The sequence below is a fragment of the Jiangella alkaliphila genome, assembly GCF_900105925.1.
Lineage (GTDB): Bacteria > Actinomycetota > Actinomycetes > Jiangellales > Jiangellaceae > Jiangella > Jiangella alkaliphila.
In genome coordinates this window covers 2,347,154-2,370,567 of sequence record NZ_LT629791.1, presented here as the reverse complement: position 1 = coordinate 2,370,567, position 23,414 = coordinate 2,347,154, and the positions used below count along the sequence as shown (strand labels likewise).

The 23,414-nt window shown below is 72.0% G+C and carries 22 protein-coding genes; 12 read left to right on the top strand and 10 right to left on the bottom strand.

Annotation, left to right across the window (positions count from 1 at the left end; all coding sequences use genetic code 11):
- Positions 1 to 35 precede the first annotated feature (35 nt).
- From BLV05_RS11080 to BLV05_RS11065, 4 genes are all read right to left on the bottom strand, one after another.
- On the bottom strand, positions 36 to 2,264 hold the full coding sequence (locus BLV05_RS11080; RefSeq protein ID WP_082155550.1) for an MMPL family transporter: 2,229 nt from the start codon (positions 2,262 to 2,264) through the stop codon (positions 36 to 38).
- Between the two features lie 130 nt (positions 2,265 to 2,394).
- Positions 2,395 to 3,510, bottom strand: a complete 1,116-nt coding sequence (gene menC, locus BLV05_RS11075; protein WP_046770844.1) for an o-succinylbenzoate synthase — start codon at positions 3,508 to 3,510, stop codon at positions 2,395 to 2,397.
- 2 nt (positions 3,511 to 3,512) lie between these two features.
- A complete protein-coding gene (locus tag BLV05_RS11070; RefSeq protein WP_046770843.1) occupies positions 3,513 to 4,145 on the bottom strand; it encodes an SIS domain-containing protein in 633 nt (210 codons plus the stop codon).
- Positions 4,142 to 4,870: a hypothetical protein gene (locus tag BLV05_RS11065; protein ID WP_052762801.1), complete on the bottom strand. Its 729-nt coding sequence runs from the start codon at positions 4,868 to 4,870 to the stop codon at positions 4,142 to 4,144. The genes BLV05_RS11070 and BLV05_RS11065 overlap by 4 nt, the downstream gene beginning before the upstream one ends.
- A gap of 92 nt (positions 4,871 to 4,962) precedes the next feature.
- Here BLV05_RS11065 and BLV05_RS11060 point away from each other — a divergent pair, with 92 nt between their 5' ends.
- Positions 4,963 to 6,105, top strand: a complete 1,143-nt coding sequence (locus BLV05_RS11060) for a M20/M25/M40 family metallo-hydrolase (protein ID WP_082155549.1) — start codon at positions 4,963 to 4,965, stop codon at positions 6,103 to 6,105.
- Positions 6,106 to 6,117: 12 nt separating this feature from the next.
- Here BLV05_RS11060 and BLV05_RS11055 read toward each other — a convergent pair whose 3' ends face one another.
- Positions 6,118 to 6,549 carry an iron chaperone gene (locus BLV05_RS11055; RefSeq protein ID WP_046770842.1) on the bottom strand — a complete coding sequence of 144 codons (432 nt, stop codon included), beginning with the start codon at positions 6,547 to 6,549 and terminating at the stop codon, positions 6,118 to 6,120.
- Between the two features lie 164 nt (positions 6,550 to 6,713).
- On the opposite strand from BLV05_RS11055, the gene BLV05_RS11050 reads away from it, so the two are divergent.
- On the top strand, positions 6,714 to 8,915 hold the full coding sequence (locus BLV05_RS11050; protein WP_046770841.1) for an MMPL family transporter: 2,202 nt from the start codon (positions 6,714 to 6,716) through the stop codon (positions 8,913 to 8,915).
- Here the strand turns inward: BLV05_RS11050 and BLV05_RS11045 are convergent.
- Positions 8,873 to 9,394, bottom strand: a complete 522-nt coding sequence (locus BLV05_RS11045; protein WP_046770840.1) for a pyridoxamine 5'-phosphate oxidase family protein — start codon at positions 9,392 to 9,394, stop codon at positions 8,873 to 8,875. The genes BLV05_RS11050 and BLV05_RS11045 overlap by 43 nt on opposite strands.
- An 85-nt stretch (positions 9,395 to 9,479) precedes the next feature.
- On the opposite strand from BLV05_RS11045, the gene BLV05_RS11040 reads away from it, so the two are divergent.
- Entirely contained in the window at positions 9,480 to 9,935 is a 456-nt protein-coding gene (locus BLV05_RS11040; protein WP_046770839.1) for a winged helix-turn-helix transcriptional regulator, read from the top strand.
- A 10-nt stretch (positions 9,936 to 9,945) separates the two neighbouring features.
- On the opposite strand, the gene BLV05_RS11035 is transcribed toward BLV05_RS11040, so the two are convergent.
- Entirely contained in the window at positions 9,946 to 11,127 is a 1,182-nt protein-coding gene (locus BLV05_RS11035) for a glycine C-acetyltransferase (protein ID WP_046770838.1), read from the bottom strand.
- Positions 11,128 to 11,141: 14 nt separating this feature from the next.
- Positions 11,142 to 12,173 (bottom strand): L-threonine 3-dehydrogenase, encoded by a 1,032-nt coding sequence (tdh, locus tag BLV05_RS11030; RefSeq protein WP_046770837.1) that lies wholly within the window; start codon positions 12,171 to 12,173, stop codon positions 11,142 to 11,144.
- A gap of 208 nt (positions 12,174 to 12,381) precedes the next feature.
- On the opposite strand from tdh, the gene BLV05_RS11025 reads away from it, so the two are divergent.
- From BLV05_RS11025 to BLV05_RS11000, 6 genes are all read left to right on the top strand, one after another.
- Positions 12,382 to 13,038 carry an NAD(P)H-binding protein gene (locus BLV05_RS11025; protein ID WP_046770836.1) on the top strand — a complete coding sequence of 219 codons (657 nt, stop codon included), beginning with the start codon at positions 12,382 to 12,384 and terminating at the stop codon, positions 13,036 to 13,038.
- Between the two features lie 44 nt (positions 13,039 to 13,082).
- Positions 13,083 to 14,375, top strand: a complete 1,293-nt coding sequence (cysC, locus tag BLV05_RS11020) for an adenylyl-sulfate kinase (protein WP_046770835.1) — start codon at positions 13,083 to 13,085, stop codon at positions 14,373 to 14,375.
- 380 nt (positions 14,376 to 14,755) lie between these two features.
- Positions 14,756 to 15,951 (top strand): IS3 family transposase gene (locus BLV05_RS11015; RefSeq protein WP_407929292.1). Its coding sequence is split into 2 segments (ribosomal slippage): positions 14,756 to 15,017 and positions 15,017 to 15,951, totalling 1,197 coding nucleotides; the frame shifts between segments, so codons are not numbered across the junction.
- A gap of 121 nt (positions 15,952 to 16,072) precedes the next feature.
- Complete coding sequence (locus tag BLV05_RS11010; RefSeq protein WP_046769406.1) at positions 16,073 to 16,840, top strand: hypothetical protein; 768 nt, start codon at positions 16,073 to 16,075, stop codon at positions 16,838 to 16,840.
- A 224-nt stretch (positions 16,841 to 17,064) separates the two neighbouring features.
- Positions 17,065 to 18,291 carry a formaldehyde dehydrogenase, glutathione-independent gene (fdhA, locus tag BLV05_RS11005; protein WP_046769405.1) on the top strand — a complete coding sequence of 409 codons (1,227 nt, stop codon included), beginning with the start codon at positions 17,065 to 17,067 and terminating at the stop codon, positions 18,289 to 18,291.
- 74 nt (positions 18,292 to 18,365) lie between these two features.
- Positions 18,366 to 18,566: a hypothetical protein gene (locus BLV05_RS11000; RefSeq protein ID WP_046769404.1), complete on the top strand. Its 201-nt coding sequence runs from the start codon at positions 18,366 to 18,368 to the stop codon at positions 18,564 to 18,566.
- On the opposite strand, the gene BLV05_RS10995 is transcribed toward BLV05_RS11000, so the two are convergent.
- Positions 18,556 to 19,329: a TetR/AcrR family transcriptional regulator gene (locus BLV05_RS10995; RefSeq protein WP_046769403.1), complete on the bottom strand. Its 774-nt coding sequence runs from the start codon at positions 19,327 to 19,329 to the stop codon at positions 18,556 to 18,558. The two genes, BLV05_RS11000 and BLV05_RS10995, sit on opposite strands and share 11 nt — an antisense overlap.
- A gap of 86 nt (positions 19,330 to 19,415) precedes the next feature.
- Here BLV05_RS10995 and BLV05_RS10990 point away from each other — a divergent pair, with 86 nt between their 5' ends.
- Complete coding sequence (locus BLV05_RS10990) at positions 19,416 to 20,408, top strand: ATP-binding cassette domain-containing protein (protein ID WP_046769402.1); 993 nt, start codon at positions 19,416 to 19,418, stop codon at positions 20,406 to 20,408.
- Positions 20,405 to 21,235: an ABC transporter permease gene (locus BLV05_RS10985; protein WP_046769401.1), complete on the top strand. Its 831-nt coding sequence runs from the start codon at positions 20,405 to 20,407 to the stop codon at positions 21,233 to 21,235. Before BLV05_RS10990 ends, BLV05_RS10985 begins: the two co-directional genes overlap by 4 nt.
- Positions 21,236 to 21,314: 79 nt before the next feature.
- Here the strand turns inward: BLV05_RS10985 and BLV05_RS10980 are convergent, their stop codons facing one another.
- Positions 21,315 to 22,655, bottom strand: a complete 1,341-nt coding sequence (locus tag BLV05_RS10980) for an LPXTG cell wall anchor domain-containing protein (protein WP_052762563.1) — start codon at positions 22,653 to 22,655, stop codon at positions 21,315 to 21,317.
- A gap of 197 nt (positions 22,656 to 22,852) precedes the next feature.
- Between BLV05_RS10980 and BLV05_RS10975 the strand changes: the two genes are divergently transcribed.
- Positions 22,853 to 23,404 carry an arsenate reductase/protein-tyrosine-phosphatase family protein gene (locus tag BLV05_RS10975; RefSeq protein ID WP_052762562.1) on the top strand — a complete coding sequence of 184 codons (552 nt, stop codon included), beginning with the start codon at positions 22,853 to 22,855 and terminating at the stop codon, positions 23,402 to 23,404.
- Positions 23,405 to 23,414: the final 10 nt, after the last annotated feature.

The following is a 23,414-nucleotide window of genomic DNA, read 5'->3' as shown; positions in this document are numbered from 1 at the left end:
GCCCCCGTGGACGGCCCCGGTCGCGCGTCAGTGCGTCAGTGCTCGAGCCGCGGCAGCCGGTTCAGCGGCTTGGGCAGCCACCAGTTGCGCTCCCCCAGCAGCGCCATGATCGACGGCAGCAGCACGGCCCGGACGATGGTCGCGTCGATGAGGATCGCCGCGGCCAACCCCACGCCCATCTGCTTGAAGTCGATGGCGCCGAGCGTCGCGAAGATCGAGAACACGGCCACCATGACCACGGCGGCGCTGGTGACGACGCCGGCGGAGCGGATGATGCCGGTGCGCACCGCCTCGGGCGTCGACATGCCGGCCTTGGCGCCCTCGCGGATCCGGCTGACGACGAACACGTGGTAGTCCATCGACAGGCCGAACAGGATCACGAAGAGGAACAGCGGCAGCCAGGTGATGATCGCGCCGGTGGACTCGAAGCCGAGGATCCCTTCGGCCCAGCTGTTCTGGAAGACCAGGGTCAGCAGGCCGTAGGAGGCGGCGACGGAGAGCAGGTTCAGCCCCGCGGCGGTCAGCGCCACGGCCAGCGACCGGAACGCCATCACCAGGACGATGATGGTCATCAGCAGGACGAACCCGATGACGATCGGCATCCGGTCGGCCAGCAGGCCGCGGAAGTCGACGTTGCCGGCGGTCATCCCCGTGACGCCGCTCTCGACACCGTCGATGCCGTCGAACGCCGCCGGGACGAGGTCGTCGCGCAGGGTCTGCAGCGAGTCCTCGGCGCGGTCGTCGTCGTGCTCGTACGGGACGGGGACGGTGATCTCGGCGACCGAGCCGTCGGTCGAGTACTCCGCCGTCAGCCCCTCGCCGGCGGCGAACTCGGGGTCGGTGCCGACCGCGTCGTTCAGCTGGGCGACGCCCCCGTCGACGGCGGCGGTGTCCAGCGGCGAGCCGTCGGTCGTCCAGACGGCGATGTCGTGCGCGGCGCCCTCGGACGGGAACGCCGTCGTGATGGCCTCGTAGGTCTGCACCTCGGGCACGTCGTTGGACAGGTCGGAGATGCCGGGCTGCGAGAGCTTCATGCCGAGCGCCGGTGCGGCCAGCGCGAGCAGCGCCAGCAGGCCGGCGACCAGCGCGGTCTTCGGGTGCCGCAGCACCGGGCCGAGGATGGCCCGCCACACGCGGGGCTCGCCGCCGTCGCGCTTGCGCAGCCGCCACAGCAGCGGGATGCGCGGGCGGTCGATCCAGCGGCCGAAGATCGCCAGCAGCGCCGGCAGCGCCGTCACGGACCCGACGACGGCGACCGCGACGACCAGGATGGTGCCCACAGCCAGCGACTGGAACGTCGCCTCACCGGCGAAGAACATGCCGGCCATCGCGATGATGACGGCAAGGCCGGAGACCACGACGGCCCGGCCGGACGTGGCGGCGGCGACCGCGACGGCGTCCATCGTGCCGCGGCCCTTCTCCCGCTCCTCGCGCTCGCGGCGGACGTAGAACAGCGAGTAGTCGACGCCGACGGCCATGCCGACCAGCAGCACGACCGAGGCCAGGATGTCGGTGGACGGGACGACGTACGACGCGAACGCCGACAGCCCCATGGCCGCGACCACCGACGACAGCGCCAGCAGCACCGGCACGGCGGCGGCGATGAGCGCGCCGAACACGACCAGCATGATCAGCAGGCTGACCGGCAGGGACAGGTACTCGGCGCGCTGCAGGTCGTCCTCGTAGACCTGGTCCAGCGCCTCGCCCAGCGACGCGTCGCCGACCTGCCCGACGTCCAGCGACCCGTCGGCGCCGTCGACGACCTGCCCGATCTCGGCGGCGGCCGCACTGGCGGCGTCCTCCTCCTCGGAGTCGGTGCCCTCGGGGATGTCGAGCGTCACCTCGTAGAGCGCGGCGGTGCCGTCCTCGGTCACCTGCGGCTCCGCCACCGAGGCCACGCCCGGCGCGGCGGCGATGTTCGCAGCGAGTGTCGTGACGGCCCCCGAGCCGGTGTCGACGGCACCGCCGTCTGCGGCCCGGACCAGCACGGACTCGGTGTACGGGTCGTCGAAGTCGGCCTGGAGGAGCGCCTTGTCGGCACCGGCGGAAGCGCCGACGCCCTGGTCGCCGTCCTCCACCTCCTTCGTGCCGACGGCGCCGCCGCCCACGATCGCGGCGGCGACGAACGCCAGCCAGAGGACGAGGGCGAGCCACTTGTGCGTCGAGCTCCAGCGGGCGACGCGGACCACCAGGCCGCGGCGCGGCGGCGGTGGCAAGGGCGGGGTCGGTGCGGGCGGTCGGTCCAGAGGCAGGGTGGTGGTCATGGTGCGTCCCGTCGGCAGATGTCGGTGAGGTCGGTCTCACTCTCGCCGCGCGGGAACTCCGCGGTAACCCGGAAAGCCCCCGATTCACCCTGGGGGAAGCCCCCGGTTCCATGCTGGGGACGTCCAGGGGTCAGGCCCTGAGTTCGGCCGTCCGCACCTCGCTGGCCTGCACGAACGCCTCATCCACCGCGTGGCCGAGGCCGGGGCCGGTGGGCACGTCGACCACACCGCCGGACGCGGTGATGGAGGGCGTGACGACGTCGCGTTGGTAGTACTTGTCCGACGCGGAGACGTCGGAGGGGAGGGTGAAGCCGGGGAGGCTGGACAGCGCGACGTTGGCGGCACGGCCGACGCCGAACTCGTGCATGCCGCCGCACCAGACCGGGATGTCGTGCTCGGCCGCGAGGTCGTGCGCGGCCACCGCCGGGCCGAGCCCGCCCAGCCGCGACACCTTGATGTTGAGCACCTTCAGCGCCCCGAGCACGACAGCCGTACGCAGGTCGTCCAGGGTCTCGATCGACTCATCCAGGCACACCGGCGTCGAGATGTCGCGCTGGAGGGCGGCGTGGGCGAGCAGGTTCCGCGGCCCGAAGGGCTGCTCGATCATCGACAGCCCGAACCCGTCCAGCGCCCGCAGCGACCGCACCTCGTCCTCGGACTCGCCGTAGACGCCGTTCGCGTCGACGTGCAGCAGCAACTCCGGGAAGGACGACCGCACCGCCCGCACCGGCTCGACGTCCCAGCCGGGGGCGATCTTCAGCTTCGCCCGCGGGTACCCGGCGTCGACGTGCTTGGCGACCTCGGCCAGCAGGTCGTCGATGGTCGGCTCGATGCCCAGCGAGACGCCCGCGACGACCGTCGGCCGCGTCCCGCCCAGCGCGGTCGCCAGCGACACCCCGCCGGACAGCGACCACAGCGTCCACGCCGCCATGTCGACGCCGGCCTTGGCGAACTGATGGCCGCGCACCTTCGCCCACAGCCCGGCCACCTCGGCGGGGTCGTCCCAGCGCGCGCCGACGACGGACGGCAGCAGGTACCGCTCGGCGACCAGCCAGCACGTGTCCACCGTCTCGGGCGAGTAGAACGGGTCGCTGGCCGACGCGATCTCGCCCCACCCGACGGCGCCGGACTCGTCGGTCAGCCGGACGAGGATGTGGTCGAGGTGGTCCTTGGCGTGCGAGCTGGTGCGGAAGCGGTGCACCAGTGGCAGCCTGACCAGGTGCAGGGACGCATGGGTGACGCGCACGGTCAGTCCTCCCAGTAGAGGTCGAGGTCGTGCGCCAGCCGGTCGCGCTCGGCCAGCCGGCGGCGGGCGCCCTTCGCGCTGGCGGTCGTGAGCGTAGCGAGCAGGTGCACGACGGCGGCGACGGCGGTCGGCGAGTCGGCGAACGAGGCGCTCGCGGTCGGCACCACGATCGACTGTCCCGCGACGGACACCAGCGGCGACTCCGCGGTGTCGGTGACGGCGACGACGGCGCCACCGGCGGCCGCGAACCGCCCGGCCAGCGCGACCGTCTCGCGCCGGTACCGCCGCAGCGACACCGCCACCAGCACGTCGGTGTCGCGGACGTCGGCGAGCACGTCGACGTGGCGGACCAGGGTGCCGTCGACCAGCGTGACGTTGGACAGACCGGCGGACAGGTCGACGGCGAGCAGCGAGGCGTACGCGAAGGACTTGCCGGTGCCGGCGACGAACCGGCGCCGGGCCGCGACGACCGTCGCCGCCGCGGCCGCCACCGACCCGTCGGCCGCGACCCGCTCGAACGCCTCGGCCAGCGTGCGGGTCTCCTGCTCGATCACCCGCGCCTGCAGCGACGCCGCCGACGACGGCCGCTGCAGCCGGGCGCCGAAGCGTTGCGACGGACTGGTCAGCTCGGTCATGGCGAGGTCCGGGCGAAGCGGTAGGCGCCGGTGTCGGGCGAGACCAGGACGCACGACGTCGCGACCGAGCCGCCGGCGATCAGCGACCCGATGACGACGCCCAGCTCGCGCCGCTGCTCGGTGGTGGACGTCAGCGGCAGCGGCAGCCAGGTGTCCGGGCCGGACGGACGGGGCCGCAGCCAGCCGGCCGGGTCGGCGAGGTCGGCCGGCAGCCCGGCCGGCGCCGGCGCCTGGCCCGCGCGCCGTTCGTCGTCAAGGTCCCAGTCGACGATCATCCGGTCGGTGTCGGGCTGACCGAAGAACTCCGGCCGGAACCACCGCCCGGTCGCGCCGAGCACGTCGAGGTTGAAGTGCGCGTTGCGGACCACCGACGGGTCGAACGACCAGCGCATGCGGGTCTGCCCGCCGGCCAGGGCGACCTCGCGCTGGCCACGCTTGAGCGCCCGCCCGAGACCGCGGCCCTGCTGCCCGGCGGCGACGACGGCGGCCTGCGAGTAGTGGTAGACCTCGCCGCGGTCGGTGCCGACGAAGCCGTACGCGAACGCGACCAGCTCGCCGCCGGCACCGCGGACGCCGACCACCGAGCCGCCGTTGGCCGCCAGCGACGCGAGCAGCCGCGGGTTCACCGAGTGCGCGGGGTCCTCGTAGCCGAACACCTCGCGGTAGAGGCGCGCGGCAGACGCGAGATCGGCGGCGGACGTGAGTCGCTCGACGCGCGGGTTCATGGCCCTCCTCGGTGGAGATACGGACCGCAAATAGCCCGCATCAATCCGTCAACAGACCAAAGCGGCGATGATACGAATCGTATAGTGGCGAGATGAACGGTACCGCACCGGACCTCGACGCGATGCTCGCCCGCCTGGAGAGCTACGTCCGGCACGAGACGCCCACCGGCGACGCCGCCCGGCTGGACGCGCTCGGCGAGGTCCTGCTGGCGCGGCACCGCGAGCTCGGCGGCACCGCCCGCCGGGTGCCGTCTCCGACCGGCGACCACCTGGTCATGGAGCACCCGGGACGCGGCGCGAAGGCCGGCGCGGCGCCGGTGCTGTTCCTCGGTCACCACGACACCGTGTGGCCGGCCGGGCAGCTGGCCGGCCCGATGCCGTGGCGGGTCGAGGACGGCGTCGCGCACGGGCCGGGCGCCTACGACATGAAGAGCGGGCTGGTGGTCATGGAGACCGCGCTCGAGCTGGCCCGCGCCGCCCACGAGGCCGGTGGCGCCGGCCACCCGCCGGTGCGCGTCGTCGTCGTGGCCGACGAGGAGGTCGGCTCGCCGACGGCGGGCGCGCTGGTCTGCGACGCCGCGCGCGACGCCGTCGCCGCCCTGGGGTTCGAGTCGCCGCACCCCGACGGGTCGCTGAAGGCCGGGCGGCGCGGCAGCACCCGGCTCCGGCTGGGCGTCGAGGGGGTCGAGGCGCACGCGGCACTCGACCCGGACGCCGGCACCTCCGCCGTCGACGAGCTGGTCGACCAGCTGATCCTGGTCCGCTCGATCGTCCGGCACGCACCGGGCGACGTGCTGTGCAACGTCGGCACCGTCGCCGGCGGCGGCCGCACCAACGTCGTGCCCGCGGCCGCGCACGCCGACCTCGGGCTGCGGTTCGCCGACGCCGAGTCCGAGCGGGTGGTGCTGGACGGGCTGACGTCGCTGCGGGCGATCCGGGCCGGCGCGACGGTGACCGCGGAGGTGATGTCGCGGCGGCCGACGTGGGCGCCCGGCGACACGACCGCCGGGTTGCTCGGCACCGTGCGGCGCGCGGCGGCGAGCATCGGCCAGCGCATCGACGGCGCGCCTGCGGCCGGCGGCGCCGACACCAACACCACCGGCTCGCTCGGCGTCGCGACGCTCGACGGCTTCGGCCCGCTCGGCGCCGGCGCGCACGCCGTCCACGAGCAGGTGGTCGTCGCGTCGCTGGCCGAGCGGGCCCGGCTGGTCGCCGCGCTGCTGCCCTTGCTCTAGCCTGGCGGCGCTCTAGCCGGCGGCCTTCTTCACCAGCGAGACCAGCAGCTTCTCGTCCTCGGCGGTCAGCTTCTTCAGGCCGAACGCGGTCGGCCACATGGTGCCGTTGTCGAGCAGCGGCGCGTCGTTGAAGCCGAACGTCGCGTACTCGGTGCCGAACTTCGCCGCGGCCTGGAAGAAGCAGATGACCTTGCCGCCCTTGGAGTAGGCGGGCTGTCCGTACCAGGTGCGAGGCGACAGCTCGGGCACCTCGGCGCTGATGAGGGCGTGCAGCCGCTCGGCGAGCACGCGGTCGGCCTCGGGCATCTCGGCGATCTTCTCCAACAGCTCGGCCTCGGGGTTCGCCTTGGGCTTCTTGCTCTTCTTGAGCTCACTGGCCCGCTCCTTCATCGCGGCGCGCTCGGCCTCGTCGAACCCGTCGTACGACTTCTTCTCGGTGGTCATCTCTGGTTCTCCTTCCCCCTGGCGTCTGCACTGACCCGTTCAGGCTAGGGAGCGACCGGCCGCCGGCGCTTCTCGAATCCTGACCACTCTTGTGCGAAGCGCAATCTGACAGTTACTCTCAGAATATAGAGACGTTCTACACCGAGTGACTGTCGGAGGCTGTCGTGGCAACCCTGCTGTACCGGATCGGGCGGTTCTCGTACCGCAGCCGTCGCCTGGTCGGAGCCGTCTGGCTGGCGGTGATCGTGCTGGCCGGGGTGGCCGCCGCGACGCTGTCCAACCCGACGGCGGACTCGTTCGCGATCCCGGGCACCGAGTCACAGGAGGCGTTCGACCTGCTGGAGGAGCGGTTCCCGGGCTCCTCGCCAGACGGCGCGGCGGCGCGGCTGGTGTTCGCGGCACCCGACGGCGACACCGTCAGCGACGCCGCCCACCAGCAGGCCATCGCCGACGCCGTCGCGGAGATCGACGCCGGGCCGCAGGTCGCCGAGATCGTCGACCCGTTCACCGCCGGCCTGGTGTCCGAGGACGGCCGGGTCGCGCTGGCCGAGGTCACCTACACCGTCGACTTCTTCTCCCTGGAGGCGCAGACCCGCGAGACGCTCGACGACGCCGTCGAGACCGCGGGCGAGTCCGGCCTGCGGGTCGAGCTGGCCGGCACCGCGGCCGAGCCCGAGCCCGAGCCCGAGCTGGGCAGCGAGCTGCTCGGCATCGCCGTCGCCGCGCTGGTCCTGGTCATCACGTTCGGTTCGCTGCTCGCGGCCGGCATGCCGCTGCTCACCGGCATCGTCGGCGTGGGCGTCGGCGTCGCGCTGGTCACCGCGGCCACCGCGTTCGTCGACCTCAGCACGATCACGCCGATCCTCGCCACCATGCTCGGGCTGGCCGTCGGCATCGACTACGCGCTGTTCATCGCCTCGCGGTACCGGCACGAGCTGGCCACCGGCGCGCCCGGCGACGAGGCGGCCGGCCGGGCCATCGGCACCGCCGGCACCGCGGTCGTGTTCGCCGGGCTCACCGTCGTGATCGCGCTGGCCGGGCTGTCCGTCGTCGGCATCCCGATGCTGACGGAGATGGGCCTGGCCGCCGCGGTCACCGTCGCCATCGCCGTCGTCATCGCGCTGACCCTGCTGCCGGCGCTGTTCGGGTTCGCCGGACGGCGCATGCTGGCGCGCCTGCCGGGGCTGCGGTCCCGGTCCGCCGACCCGGAGGACGACGACACACCGCGACTGAGCCACCGGTGGGCCGGGCTGGTCACCCGGCACCCCGTCGTCGCGCTGACGGCGAGTGTCGCCGGGCTCGCCGTGCTCGCGCTGCCGGTGCTGGACGCCCGGTTCGGGCTGCCCGACGAGGGCACGTACCCCGCCGACACCACGCAGCGGCAGGCCTACGACCTCACGGTCGAGGGATTCGGGCCTGGCTTCAACGGGCCGCTGCTGGTGATCGTCGACGGTGACGGCGCCGAGGCCGCGGCCACCGAGGTCGCGTCCGGGCTGCAGGAGCTGGACGGCGTCGCGATGGTCACGCCGCCGGAGCCGGACGCGGCCGGCGAGACCGCCGTCATCACCGTCGTCCCCACCAGCGGGCCGTCCAGCCCGGAGACCGAGCGGCTGGTCGAGACGATCCGCGCCGAGCTCGCCGGGAGGAACGCGCCCGCCGGGACGGCCGTTCTGGTCACCGGCCTGACCGCGCTGTACATCGACTTCTCCGAGCGGATGTCGCAGGCGCTGCTGCCGTACCTGCTGGTCGTCGTCGGACTGTCGTTCGTGCTGCTGATGCTGGCGTTCCGCTCGCTGGTCGTGCCGGTGAAGGCGACGCTCGGGTTCCTGCTGACGATGGCGGCGACGTTCGGCGCGATGGTCGCGGCGTTCCAGTGGGGCTGGCTGACCGGCCTCGGCGTCGACGAGGTCGGCATGATCAACAGCATGCTGCCGATCATCGTCATCGGCATCGTGTTCGGCCTGGCCATGGACTACGAGGTGTTCCTGGTGACGCGGATGCGCGAGGCGTACGTGCACGGCGAGCCGGCCGTCCGCGCCGTCACGACGGGCTTCGGCCACGGCGCCCGGGTGGTCACCGCGGCGGCGATCATCATGATCAGCGTGTTCGGCGGGTTCGTGCTCAACGAGGCGGCCGACATCCGCCAGATGGGCTTCGCGCTGGCCGTCGCGATCGCCGTCGACGCGTTCGTGGTGCGGATGACCATCGTGCCGGCGGTCCTGACGCTGGTCGGCGAGCGCGCGTGGTGGCTGCCGCGCTGGCTGGACCGGCTGCTGCCGAACGTCGACATCGAGGGCGCCCGGCTCACCGGCGCCCTCGAGGATCAGAACCGCCAGCGGGTCGCGGTCAGCCCGTCGGGGCCGTAGCCGAACGCCTTCACCGGCGCGATCTCGAAGAACGCGTACTCCGGCGAACCGGGCAGGCTGTCCTCGTAGATGCGGCCGTCGCGCAGGCCGAAGCGCCAGTCGTACTTCGCGACGAACGCGGCGGCCAGCTCGCGCTGCCGGGCGACGTCGGTCACGTGGCCGGCGTCGCCCTCGACGACGAGGTCGCCGAGCTCGATCGTCGCCGTCACGACGCACTGGCCGTCGCGGAGCAGGTTGCGGCCCTTCACCGAGCCCGGCCGGCTGCTGACGGTGAGCGTGCCGCCCAGCCAGACGCCCATCACGGGCATCACGTGCGGCCGGCCGCTCGCGCGCCCCGTCGCCAGCCAGTACTTGGGCAGGGCGGCCAGCTGTTCGGCCGCCGCGGACCAGGGCATGAGGTCGGCCTCGTCGGTGCTCATCGGGGTGGCGTCGCCGGGTCCGAACAGCAGCTCGGCCCGGGGCTGTGTGGTCGCGTTCATGGCGCCTCCTCGGTAGTGAGTTCCTTGAGGGAACGCACGCTAACGTAGTAAGTTCCTTCAAGCAACTGACTGAGGAGGCGGCGGGATGCAGCGGACCGACTTCGGCGACATGGCCTGTTCGATCGCGCGGACGCTCGATGTCGCGGGCGAGCCCTGGTCGCCGCTGATCATCCGGGACGTGTGGACCGGGATCGTCCGCTTCGACGAGCTGCAGCGCGACCTCGGCATCTCACGGAAGGTGCTGACGGAGCGGCTGGCCTGGCTGGTCGGGCACGGTGTGCTGGAACGGCGGCAGTACTCAGAGCGCCCGCCGCGCTACGAGTACGGGTTGACGGCGAAGGGGCTGGAGCTGACCGAGGTGCTGATGGCGATCAGCGCCTGGGGCGACCGCTGGACCGCGGGCGAGGCCGGACCGCCGGTGCTGCTGCGGCACCGAGCCTGCGGGGAGCACGTCCACGCGGAGATCCGCTGCTCACACTGCGGCGAGCTCCTGCACGGCGACGAGGTCGACGTCGTGGAGGGTCCGGGCGCTCGCCCCTGACACCGCTCGCTCAGCCGAGAGCGGCACGGGCGCGGACGAAGGCCTGGGTGGCCTCGCGCAGGTCGTCGAGGGTGTGCGCCGCCGACACCTGGGTGCGGATGCGGGCCGCGCCGTGCGGGACGACCGGGTAGCTGAAGCTGACCGCGTAGACCCCCTCGGCGAACAGCAGCTCCGACAGCCGGGCCGCCCGCGATGCGTCGCCGATCATGACGGGGACGATCGGGTGGGTGCCGGGTAGCACGTCGAAGCCGAGCGCCGTCATCTCGGCGCGGAAGTACTCGGTGTTCTCGCGCAGCCGGGCGCGCAGCTCGCCGCCGGAGACGAGCCGCTCGAGGACGGCGTGCGCGGCAGTGACGATCGACGGCGCGACGGAGTTGGAGAACAGGTACGGGCGCGAGCGCTGCCGCAGGTACTCCACGATCTCGGCCCGGCCGGACGTGTAGCCGCCGCTGGCCCCGCCCAGCGCCTTGCCGAGCGTGCCGGTGACGATGTCGACGCGGTCGGCGACGCCGAAGTGGTCGGGCGTGCCGCCGCCGTTCTCGCCGATGAACCCCACCGCGTGCGAGTCGTCGACCATGACCAGCGCGTCGTGCTGCTCGGCGAGGTCGCAGATCTTGTCCAGCGGCGCGAGGTAACCGTCCATCGAGAACACGCCGTCGGTGGCGATCAGCCGGAACCGCGCGTCCTGCGACTCCTTCAGCCGCGCCTCCAGCTCGGCCATGTCGGCGTTGGCGTAGCGCAGCCGCCGCGCCTTCGACAGCCGGATGCCGTCGATGATGCTGGCGTGGTTGAGCGCGTCGGAGATGACGGCGTCCTCGGGGCCGAGCAGCGTCTCGAACAGGCCGCCGTTGGCGTCGAAGCAGGAGCCGTACAGGATCGTGTCCTCGGTGCCGAGGAAGTCGGAGATGCTGCGCTCCAGCTCGGTGTGGATGAGCTGGGTGCCGCAGATGAACCGCACCGACGCCATGCCGAAGCCCCACTCGTCGAGGCCGCGCTTGGCCGCCGCGATCAGGCCGGGGTCGTCGGCCAGGCCGAGGTAGTTGTTGGCGCACAGGTTGAGGACGCTGCGGCCGTCGGCCAGCGTGACCCGCGCGCTCTGCGGGCTGCCGATGACGTGCTCGGGCTTGTAGAGGCCGGCCGTCCGGATCTCGTCGAGGTTCTTGCGCAGCTCGTCGCGCATCGCTCCGTACATCGCGTCCTCCCTGGTTACCGCTGCGCCCACTCGATGATGACCTTGCCACTGTGCCCGCTGGCCGCCGCCTCGAACGCCGCCTCGTGCTCGGTGCTGGCGAACCGGTGCGTGACGACGCGGGCGATGTCGACGCCGGCAGCGACCAGGACGGACGCCTGGTACCACGTCTCGTACATCTCGCGGCCGTAGATGCCACTGATGGTGAGCATCCGCAGCACGATGCGGGACCAGTCGACGCTGCTCTCCTTCGACGGCAGGCCGAGCATGGCGATGCGCCCGCCGTTGGCCATCGACTCGATCATGTCGTGCAGCGCCGTCGGGTCGCCGGACATCTCCATGCCGACGTCGAACCCCTCGGCCATGCCGAGCTGCTGGCGGACCTCTTCGAGCGACGTGCTGCGGACGTCGACGGAGGTGCCGGCGCCCAGGCGGTCGGCCAGCTGGAGGCGGTAGGGGTTGACGTCGGTGATGACGACGTTGCGCGCGCCGGCGTGCTTGGCGACCAGCGCGGCCATGATGCCGATCGGCCCGGCGCCGGCCACCAGCACGTCCTCACCATGGACCGGGAACTTCAGCGCGGTGTGGACGGCGTTGCCGAACGGGTCGAAGATCGCGGCGGCGTCGAGGTCGATGCCGTCGGGGTGCCGCCACAGGTTGCCGGCCGGCATGACGATGAACTCCGCGAACGCGCCGTCGCGGTGCACGCCGATGCCCTCGGTGTTCGGGCACAGGTGCCGCTGGCCGGCCCGGCAGTGCCGGCACCGCTCGCACACGATGTGACCCTCGCCGCTGACGAGGTCGCCCACCTGCACGCCGCGGCTGCCCGGCCCGACCTCGACCACCTCGCCGACGAATTCGTGCCCGACGACCAGCGGCGGGCGGATGTTCGCCTGCGCCCACGGGTCCCAGTTCACGATGTGCAGGTCGGTGCCGCAGATGCCGGTGCGCAGGACGCGGACCAGCGCCTCGCCCGCCCCGGCCACGGGCATCGCGACGTCCGTCAGCTCCAGCCCGGCGCCGGGTCCGGCCTTGACCAGTGCTCTCACTCGCGCGAGCGTAACGCACCGCCCGGCGGCGTCCCCACCCCGCGTCGGCCACAACGCCGCTGGTCGGAGAGCTCTTCGACCACCCTTTGCAATGAGCACCTATACGCACCACTGCCCACCACCGGGCGGGGTGGTGCGTATAGGTGCTCATTGCAAAGCGCCCCGGACAACGTCCCCCCGGGCGACGAGGTCGGCTAACGTACGCCGAATGCAGGTGGTCATCGCTGGCGGGCACGGTCAGATCGCACTTCGGCTGGAACGACTGCTCACTTTGCGCGGCGACAGCGCGGTGGGCCTCATCCGCAACCCCGACCAAGCCGGCGACCTCGCGTCGGCCGGCGCGACGGCGGTCGTCATCGACCTGGAGCGGGCGACGGCGGAGGAGCTGGCCGACGAGATCCGCGGCGCCGACGCCGTCGTGTTCGCGGCCGGCGCCGGCCCGGGCAGCGGCCCGGCCCGCAAGGACACCGTCGACCGAGGCGCGGCCGCGCTGCTGGCCGACGCCGCCGAGCTGGCCGGGGTGCGCCGCTACCTGCTGGTGTCGTCCATCAACGCGACCACGCAGCCGCCCACTGACCCGGACGACGCCTTCCAGGTCTACCTGAAGGCCAAGGGCGACAGCGAGGCCGACCTGCGCCGCCGCGACCTCGACTGGACGGTGCTGCGTCCCGGCGGCCTGACCAACGACGCCGGGACCGGGCGCGTGACGCTGGCGCCGTCGGTCCCGCGGGGCCGGGTCACCCGCGACGACGTCGCGGCCGTGCTGCTGGCGATGCTGGACGAGCCGGGCACCGCGCGGCTCACGCTGGAGCTGGTCGGCGGCGACGTCCCGGTCGGCGACGCGGTGCGGTCGCTGGCGGTCTGAGACGGGTTCCGGCTCGGGCCGCCGGCGGCCCTAAGCTGGGCGCCGTGGCCGCCGAATCGACCCCCGGTCCTGCTCTGACCCCCGATCCGATCACCCTCACCACCCTCGAGCTCGCGCTGCTGGGCATCGCCGTGCCCGGCTCCGCCGCGCCGCCGCCCGCGGTCGCCGTCGAGCTCGATCCGCTGCCCGGCAAGAAGCCCGCGCCGGGCACCGAGCTGACCCTCACCGACGCCGAGGGGGCGCCAGTCGCCGTCGTCACCGTCGAGTCCGCGATCACCCGCAAGCGCCGGCTGACGGTGAAGGGGACGGTTCGCCGCGCTGCGCCCGTCGCCGACGACGAGCCGCGCGGGGCGTATGCGGCACTGCGGCGCGCGCCCGGGCGGATGAAGCTGCCCAACGCCGCGGCCGTCGTGACCCGCGACCCGGTCGACCTGCGCACGCTAGAGGCGGCCACGGTCAAGGCGGGGCAGCCGGTGCTGCTGATCGTGCTGGACGGGCCGCGCTCCGTCCCGGGACCCGACGCGGCCGACGTCATCTCCGCGACGCTGACGCTGCGCGACCGGCTGCGCCGCGACGGCCGCCGGTCCGAGCTGATCGTCGTCCCGGCCCCGCAGTACGGCGACGACCGCGACGACGAGCTGGCCGAGCGCATCGCCGTCGCCTACGGCGGCACGCTCGTCGTGCCGGCCACCCCGCCGTCCGCGGAGGCGCTACAGCACTGGCTCGACGGCACCGCGGCCGAGCCGGCCGACTGGCCGTCGGCGAGCCGGCACGCGTGGCGCCGGTGGCGGCCGCTGCCGCACGAGCGCGGGCTGGTGCTGTTGTTCACCGGGCTGTCCGGGTCGGGCAAGTCGACGATCGCGCGGGCGGTCACCGACCGCATCGCCGAGATCGGCACCCGCACCGTCACCCTCCTCGACGGCGACGTCGTCCGGCGCAGCCTGTCCGCCGGGCTCGGGTTCTCCAAGGAGGACCGCGACCGCAACGTCGAGCGCATCGGGTTCGTCGCGGCCGAGATCGCCAAGCACGGCGGCGTGGCGGTATGCGCGCCGATCGCCCCGTTCGCCGCCACCCGGGCGCGGGTCAGGGCGCTGGCCGAAGCCCACGGCGACTTCCTGCTGATCCACGTCGCCACCCCGCTGGCGGAGTGCGAGCGGCGCGACCGCAAGGGCCTCTACGCGCGCGCCCGGGCCGGCGAGATCGCGGAGTTCACCGGCATCTCCAGCCCGTACGAAGAACCCGACGACGCCGACCTCGTCCTCGACACCACCGGCCTGTCGGTCACCGCGGCACGCGACACCGTCATCACCCTGCTCGACCAAGGTGGACGGCTCTGACCGACCCGTTCGTGGGACGGGGGTTTGCCGAGTTGGGCGTCCCCCTGCTGCCCATTCTCTTTAGGCCGCAGTTATCAGGGGGACGGGGAAGAACCGGGCACAGCCCGATCTAGGTCATCGTCGTCCCGGCCGCCGGATGCTCAAAGAACCGGCGGATAGTGTGACCTCACCCGCCACCGAGGCACCTCACCCGCCAAACGACCACACCCGGCGCCGAACCGGCCACCATCCGGTCCCCACGCGAGTGAGGTACTCCCCACGCGAGTGAGGACCGTCGCCACACTCCCCCAACTAGGCACCCCCCGGCAACCCTTGTGGCGTGCCTCCCACTTTCCGGACTGCGGACCTCATAAGGTCCGATCCGGAAAGGAGAAGTGTTCGTGGCGAGGAAGAAGGCAACATTCACGCCTGAGTTCCGCGAAGAGGCTGCTCGACTGGTGGTCGAGAATGACCGTCGTATTGCCGATGTGGCGCGTGAGATCGGCGTGGGTGAGACCACTCTCGGCAATTGGGTGAAGAAGTACCGAGAGGACCACGTCGGCGACGAGCCGCCGCTGGGGTTGTCCGAACGTGCGGAGTTGGCCGAACTGCGACGGCGGACGCGAGACCAGGAGATGGAGCTCGCGTTCCTGAAAAAAGCTGCCGCGTACTTCGCGAAGGAGCAGCGGTGAGCGAGAAGTACGAGTTCATCGCCGCCGAGTACGCGCACAATAGCGCCGACAATGTCAACGACGCTCCGTCTCTCAAGCAGATGTTCACCTGGCTGGGTGTGTCCAGGTCCGGCTACTACGACTGGCGGGACCGGCCACCGTCGGCGACCACGCGGCGGCGTGAGGAGTTGAAGCTCAAGATCGAGGCGTTGTTCGACCACAACGACCGCACCTACGGGTACCGGCGCATCCACGCCGAGCTGCTCCGCGGCGGCGAGCAGGCCGGGCCCGAGCTGGTCCGTGACCTGATGCGTGAGCTGGGCCTGGTGCCGTGCCAGCCGCGCCCGTACAAGATCACCACTATCCAGGGCGACGACCGGCCGGCCACCCCAGACCTGGTGCGCCGCGACTTCACCGCCGACGCGCCGGGAACGAAGCTGGTCGGCGACATCACCTACATCCACACCTGGGAGGGATGGCTGTACCTGGCGACCGTGATCGACTGCTTCAACAAAGAAGTCATCGGGTACGCACTCGCCGACCACATGCGCACCGAACTCGTCACCGACGCGCTCGACATGGCCGCCAGGAATCACGATCTCGCCGACCGCTGCATCCTTCACTCAGATCGCGGGACGCAGTACACATCGACTGACTTCTCAGCGAAGATCAAGCAGCTCGGGATGCGCGCTTCGCTCGGCAGGACCGGCATTTGCTACGACAACGCTCTGGCCGAATCGTTCAATTCCATGTTGAAGGTCGAGCGCGTCTACCGCACCGTGTACCCGACACGGAAGAAAGCCCGCGAGGATGTTGCGAACTACATCGAACTCTTCTACAATCGCAGACGAATCCATTCAGGGCTCGGCTACCGGACCCCGCACGAAGTCCGCAACGAACACCTGAATGGCCAGCTCGCAGCATAAGAGACCGCAAACGAAGCGGTCCGGAAAGCTCGGGGCAGCCCACTTGCCCCACTGGTCAGGAACGTGCGGGCAAGCTTGCGGGCAAGTCCGCAGGCAAGGGTCGCCGCCCAGCGTTGGACGCATGGGCGTCACCATCACGGGAGCGCGGCGACAGACCGGGACCGGCGTGGCCGGCCGGCTCAACGACGAGTGGGACCGGCTCAGCGCCGACGGGAGGGCCGACGCGGTCGGACGCTGGGCGGCGGCCGAGCCCGCGCTGACCGGCTGTCAGGACCTCGGCGATGTGGAGGCCGCGGTCGCGGCCGGCCGGCAGCGCGCCGACGCCGTCCTGATCGCGTTGCTGCGGCTGGCCCATGACGGCGACGCGCTGGCGGGGCGGACGGTGCTGCAGCTGATGCTCGGCAAGGCGATCCGGATCGCCGCCGGCCACGCGGGCCGAGACAGCCGCGAGAGCCTGGAGCACACCGCCGTCGCCGCGCTGTGGACGGTCATCGCGACCTATCCGGCCGAGCGCCGCCCGACGAAGGTGGCGGCGAACATCGCGATGGACACGCTCGGGATGGTCAGCCGCGAGCTGGCGCACCGCCGGACCGAGACGCCGGCCGAGCCAGGCACGCTGGCCGCCGTCCTCGTCAGCGATCCGGAGCCGGACGCCGACATCGACCTCTCCGAACTGCTCGCGTGGGCGGCCGAGTCCGGCACCATCACCGCCGCCGACGCCGAGCTGCTGCTGGACATCTACGCGCCCGCGCCCGGTCTCGAGGGCGGCGCCGCCGCGGCCGAACGCGCCGGCATCAGCTGGGCCGCCGCCCGGCAACGGGCCAGCCGCGCGGTCCGCCGGATCACCCTCGCCATCCGCGCCGACGCCGCCCACGCCGCCGCCGCTTGACCGCACCACCCGGCCGGCGCGATTGACCGCACCCCGGGGGCCGGGTCTACGGTGGAATTCCGGGCGAGAGAACCGCTCACCGCTACGACGGTGACCGCCTCGTCCGTGCCGTCCGCCCTGACTCCCAGGGGGCACGGTGACGAGTTCGGACGGCCCCGCCACCGTGGCCGGGGAGAGCCAGCCGAATTCCGTCACATCCGTACCCACAGGAGGGACGCAGGGTCGTGCCTGGAAACCGAGCAGTCATCTACCGCGGACCCGGCCACGTCGAGGTCGAGTCCATCGACTATCCGACCTTCGAGCTCAAGGACGGCCCCGGGGTCAACCCGGCGAACGTGGGCCGTCAACTGAACCACGCGGCGATCCTCAAGGTCGTCGCCACCAACATCTGCGGCAGCGACCAGCACATGGTCCGCGGCCGCACCACGGCGCCCGAGGGCCTGGCCCTGGGACACGAGATCACCGGCGAGGTGGTCGAGACCGGGCCGGGCGTCGAGTTCATCAAGGTCGGCGACCTGGTCTCCGTACCGTTCAACATCGCCTGCGGGCGGTGCCGCAACTGCAAGGAGGGCAAGACCGGCGTCTGCCTGAACGTCAACCCGGACCGGCCGGGCTCGGCGTACGGGTACGTCGACATGGGCGGCTGGGTCGGCGGGCAGGCCGAGTACGTGCTGACGCCGTACGCCGACTGGAACCTGCTGAAGTTCCCCGACCGCGACCGTGCGATGGCGAAGATCCTCGACCTCGCGATGCTGGCCGACATCTTCCCGACCGGCTTCCATGGCTGCGTGACGGCCGGGGTGAAGCCGGGCACGTCGGTGTACGTCGCCGGCGCCGGGCCGGTCGGGCTGGCCGCGGCGACGTCGGCGTTCTTGCTCGGCGCGTCCGTCGTCATCGTCGCGGACCTGCAGCCGGAGCGGCTGGCGCAGGCCCGCTCGTTCGGCTGCGAGACCATCGACGTGTCGCAGGGTGACCCGGCGGAGCAGATCGCCGGGCTGCTGGGCGAGCCCGAGGTCGACTGCGCGGTCGACGCGGTCGGGTTCGAGGCCCGTGGTCACGGGGCCGACGCCGAGGCTGAGCGGCCGGCGACGGTGCTCAACACCGTCATGAACGTCACCCGGGCCGGCGGCGCCGTCGGCATCCCCGGGCTGTACGTGACGGGCGACCCGGGCGCCGGCGACGCGGCGGCCAAGATCGGCTCGCTGTCGATCAGGCTGGGTCTGGGCTGGGCGAAGTCGCTGTCGTTCACGACTGGTCAGTGCCCGGTGATGAAGTACAACAACTACCTGATGGAGGCGATCCTGCACGACCGGACGCCGATCGCGAAGAACGTGAACGCCACGGTCATCCCGCTGGACCGGGCTCCGGACGGCTACATGGAGTTCGACCGCGGCGCGGCCCGCAAGTACGTCATCGACCCGCACGGAATGCTGGGCTCGGCGACGTCCTGAGTGCTCGTGTGATACTGGATCCGTCGCAACGGGGCGGCACGTCACACCCCGACCCTCTGGCGTGGTGATCCCCCATGAGCATCGACGAACGGCTCGACCTGGAGTTCGCGTACACCTCGTACGCCGACTCCTGCCGAGATCTCTACTCACTGACGTACCGGTGCCGGCGGCCGCACGGCCACGACGGCGTGCACGCCGCCGGCTTCGGCACGCACCGCGTGCGCTGGGCGCACGACCCCGACCACGGGCTCGACGCGCCGCCGGTCAACCCGTAGTCGGCGCGCTCCCCTCGACGTACACCGCCAGGCCGTCGAGGATCGTCTTCAGGCCGAACGCGAAGATGTCCTCGTAGGTGAAGGTGAACGTGTCCTCGTCCATCGCGGCGAGCGTCGGGTAGCGCCCGGTCTCCATCATCTTGACGAGCACCGGCTCCTGCGCCTCCCAGAACTCCTCTTCGGAGATGCCGGTGCGCTGCTCGGCCTGCATCGCGTTGACGTGCGAGCGCGCCACCGTCGTGACGAAGCCGTCGACCACCGAGACCATCAGCACCAGCTGGCGGTCGGGCAGCCCGGTCGGCTGCAGCCGGCGGATGAGCTGATCCATACCGGCGATGTTGTTCGGACCGAGCAGCGGCCGCACCTGGTCGACCAGCGGGTACCAGGGATGGTCCAGGCACATCTGCCAGATGCCGCGGGCCATCTCTTCCAGCGCCTCGCGCCAGCCGACCGGCTCATCGACGGCGTCGGGGTCCACCGGGTCGACCGGGCCGGCGACGCGGTCGAGCATGAGGTCGAGCAGTTCGCCCTTGCCCGGCACGTAGCGGTAGAGCGACATGGTGCCCACGCCGAGGTGCGCCGCCACCCGCCGCATGGAGAGTGCGGCCAGGCCGTCGGCATCGGCGACCTCGATCGCGGCGGCGACGATGCGCTCGAGCGTGAGCCCCGGCTTGGGCCCGCGGGTCGGACGCTGCTGCATCCCCCACAGGAGCTCGAGGCTCTTCGAGACGTCGCCGCTACCGCTGCTGTAGTCCGTTGTCATCAGGGCAAACACTAACTCCGGAATAAACTGCGCAGGGTGTACGCTTAAGTGCGTACAACGTACCCGGTTCAGCGGAAGGGACTCCCTTGAGCACCACCAGCCACGCGATCCGAGCCGAAGGACTACAGAAGCGCTACGGCGAGAAACACGCCCTCGACGGTTTCGACCTGGCCGTCCCGCAGGGCACGGTCTACGGCCTGCTGGGCCCCAACGGTGCCGGCAAGACCACCGCGGTGCGCATCCTGGCCACGCTCGTCCGGCTCGACGGCGGCCGCGCCGAGGTCGCCGGTCTCGACGTCGTCCGCGACCCGCGCAAGGTTCGCCGGCGCATCGGTTTCACCGGCCAGTTCACGGCGGTGGACGAGATCCTGACCGGCCGGCAGAACCTGCAGATGTTCGGCCGGCTGTTCCACCTCGGCTCGGCCCGCGCTGCTGCCCGGGCCGACGAGCTGCTCGAACAGTTCGACCTCGCCGACGCCGCCGACAAGGGCACCAAGGAGTACAGCGGCGGCATGCGGCGGCGCCTCGACCTCGCCGCCAGCATGATCCTCGCCCCGAAGGTGATGTTCCTCGACGAGCCGACGACGGGCCTCGACCCGCGCGGGCGCAACGAGGTGTGGACGGCGGTCCGCTCGCTGGTGTCGGGCGGCACCACCGTGCTGCTGACCACGCAGTACCTCGACGAGGCCGACCAGCTAGCCGCACGGGTCGCCGTCATCGACCACGGGAAGGTGATCGCCGACGACACCCCCGCCGCGCTCAAGCAGCGCATCGGCGGCGACCAGCTGGAGGTCGTCCTGGAGGAGGCGGTCGACCTGCCGGTGGCCGTGCAGGCGGTCGCGCGGGTCGCGGCCGGCGAGCCGGAGGTCGACACGGAGCACCGCAAGGTCACCGCGCCGGTCGAGCACCGGGTCGCCGCGCTCACCGACGTGGCCCGGCGGCTGCAGGACGAGGGCATCGGCGTCGAGGACATCGGGCTGCGCCGGCCCACCCTGGACGAGGTGTTCCTGCGGCTCACCGGGCACAAGGCGGAGCCGGAGACCACTGAGACGACGCAGCGGACGGAGGTCCCGGCATGAGCACGGCCATCCTCGACGACGACCTGGACGCCCCCGAGCGGCGGATGTACTGGGCCATGACCGACGGCTGGACGGTCGCCCGGCGCACGCTGACCCACCTGGTCAGGCAGCCGGCCAACATCGCCTGGCAGCTCGGCTTCCCGATCGTCTCGGTGCTGCTGTTCGGGTACGTGTTCGGTAGCGCGATGAGCGTGCCCGGCGGCGGCGACTACCGCGAGTACCTCATGCCGGGCATGTTCGGCATGACCATGGCGATGGGGTTCATGAACACCGCCTACGCCGTCGTGCTCGACACCACCAAGGGCGTCACCGACCGGTTCCGCTCCATGCCGATGGCGCCGTCGGCCCCGGTGACCGGCCGCGGGGTCGCCGACATCGTCAGCGCTGGACTCGACCTGCTGGTGCTGGCCGTGACGGCGCTGGTGATCGGCTGGCGCTCCGACGGCGGGCTCTGGGCGACGGTGGCCGCGTTCGGGCTGTTCCTGTGGCTGCGGTTCGCGCTGATCTGGATCGGCATCTGGATCGGCCTGCTGACGCCGAACGAGGAGGCGGCCGGCAGCCTGTTCGCTGTCGCGTTCCCGTTCGCGATGATCTCCAGCGTGTTCGTGGCGCCGTCGCAGATGCCCGACTGGCTGGGCGCCATCGCGGCGTGGAACCCGGTGTCGTCGACGGTGACGGCGGCGCGCGAGCTGTTCGGCAACCCCGCGGCCGTGGGCGACAGCTGGATCGAGCAGAACGCGCTGCTCGGCGCGATCGTCTGGCCGCTGGTCGTCACGCTGGTGTTCGTGCCGCTGGCGGTCCGCCGGTTCCAGCGGCTGAGCCGGTGACCACCTAGCCGACGCCCCTTCTCTCGTGAGTGCGCCCCCGGTGCGACGGCACCGGGGGCGCATTCGGGTCTCCCGCGGGTCAGCCGGCCGGACGGGTCCGGTGACGGGCGACGAGGGCCGCGGCCCCGCCGAGCACCAGCAGCGCGATGCCGGCCCAGAGCAGCGTGCTCCCGGCGCCGGAGCCGGTGTCGGGGAGGTTGCCGTCGTCGTCGCCGGTGCCGTCGTCGTCCCCGGTGCCGTCGTCGTCAGGTCCCTCGCAGCCGACGCCGTCGTCGTCGCTGTCGAGCAGGAACGGGTCGGTGCCGGCGTCGACGAGCTGGACCGGCGTGTGCGCGTCGTCGATCTCCGAGCAGTCGTAGTCACCGTGCGCGGGGTCGCACCAGGCGGCCGAGTCCACGTAGGCGTCGCAGTCGTCGGCGGACGGGGTCGGGCTCGGCGAGCCGTCGTCGTCGCCGCTGCCGTCATCGGCCCCGGCTTCCGCGCCGCCGTCTTCGGTGCCGCCGTCGTCGGTGCCGGCCTCGGCGCCACCGTCTTCGGCGCCATCGTCCGAGCCACCGTCTTCGGCGCCATCGTCCGAGCCACCGTCTTCGGCGCCGTCATCCGTACCGTCGTCGGTGCCGTCTTCGGCGCCGTCGTCGTCACCCTGGCAGCCGGTCGGCGCGGTGAGGGTCAGCGTCCACGTGTAGGCGACGAGGCCGGTGAACTTCGCCGTCACCACGTAGTCGCCCGGGGCCCTCGCGTAGCCACCGGCGTCGACCGGCATGCCGTCGACCTCGTACGCGTAGCCGGCCCCCTCCGGAATGGTGATCGAGCCGGACTCGGTGCAGGTCGGCTGCTTGAGCGTCGGGTCTGCCGGCGGGACGAACAGGACGGACTCGCCGGCGACCGAGAGGTCGCTGAACCGGACGGTGCCTTCGACGCCGCCGTTGCTGGTGTCGTAGACGAGGCCCACGTGGCCGACGGTCCCGGTCGTGGGGAGCTCGAGGACCAGCGTGCCGGAGTCGTCGCCGACCGGCGCGGCCGCGAACACGATCGGCTCGTCGTCCACCTGGGCGAACACCCGGACCGCGGTGGCGGCGGGACTCGCGCCGTCGATCAGCTCGTAGCCGACGACGATCTCGTCGGTCGCATTGACCGCGACGCCCAGGTCGGTGGTCTCGGCCGACGTGCCGAGGTCCGATTCGGGGTTGCCCTCGGCCCAGGTGAGCTCGACGCTCCTCGGGCCGGTGAACGTCGAGAGCTCGGACGGGTCTTCCAGCCCAGGTTCCCAGCCAGGCCAAGGCCCGGTGTCGAGCGTCTCCCATGGGCTCTCCGCGAAGATGAAGCCCTCACCTGGAACTTCTTCAGCAAATGCCGCCGGTGCTAGCCCCCCGACTGCGAGGGCCACCGCGCCGGCCGCGGCGCAGATGATCTTGCGCACGGTCGATCCTTTCGTTGGCCATGCCGCGGCAGTGCCCTGCCGCCGACGCGCGGACCGTACCGCACTAGTCGGACACAAGGTGATGAGAGTCACATGAGAGAACGATCATGACAGGTTTCACCAACGGGACCCGGGGTGCAAACCGCGGCATTCGGCCGCCGTAGGATTCAGTACGTCGTGGTCGGACCGGGCATCGGGTGGGGGTCAGCATCGACGTTCTCTTCGTCTGCACCGCCGGCCGCTGCCGTTCGCCCATCGCCGCCGCCATGCTCGACGCCTACGCGCCGCGGGCCGGGTCGCCGCTGGTAGGCCGGTCCGGCGCACTGGTCGGCGCGCACGGATCGGTGCCGCCGGTCGGCATCACGGTCATGCGCGAGCGCGGGCTGGAACTGGGCGGACACCGCAGCCTCCCCGTCTCCGCCGCCTCCGTCGGCAAGGCGGCCCTGGTGCTCTGCATGGAGCGCGAGCACGTCCGCTCCGTCGTCGACGAGCACCCGGACGCCTGGGCGAAGACGTTCACGCTCAAGGACTTCGTCCGCCGGGTGGAGAAGTCCGCCGTCCGCGGCCGGCACCAGCGCTTCGCGGACTGGCTCGAGCACGTCGGCGAGGGCCGCACGCGCGACGACGTCGCCGGTGAGAGCGCCGAGGACGACATCGTCGACCCCTACGGCCAGCGTGCCTCCGTGTGGCGCGAGGTGGTCGAGGAGCTCGACGACCTGGTGCGGCGGCTCATCCCAAATGTCACCTGAAATACCTTTT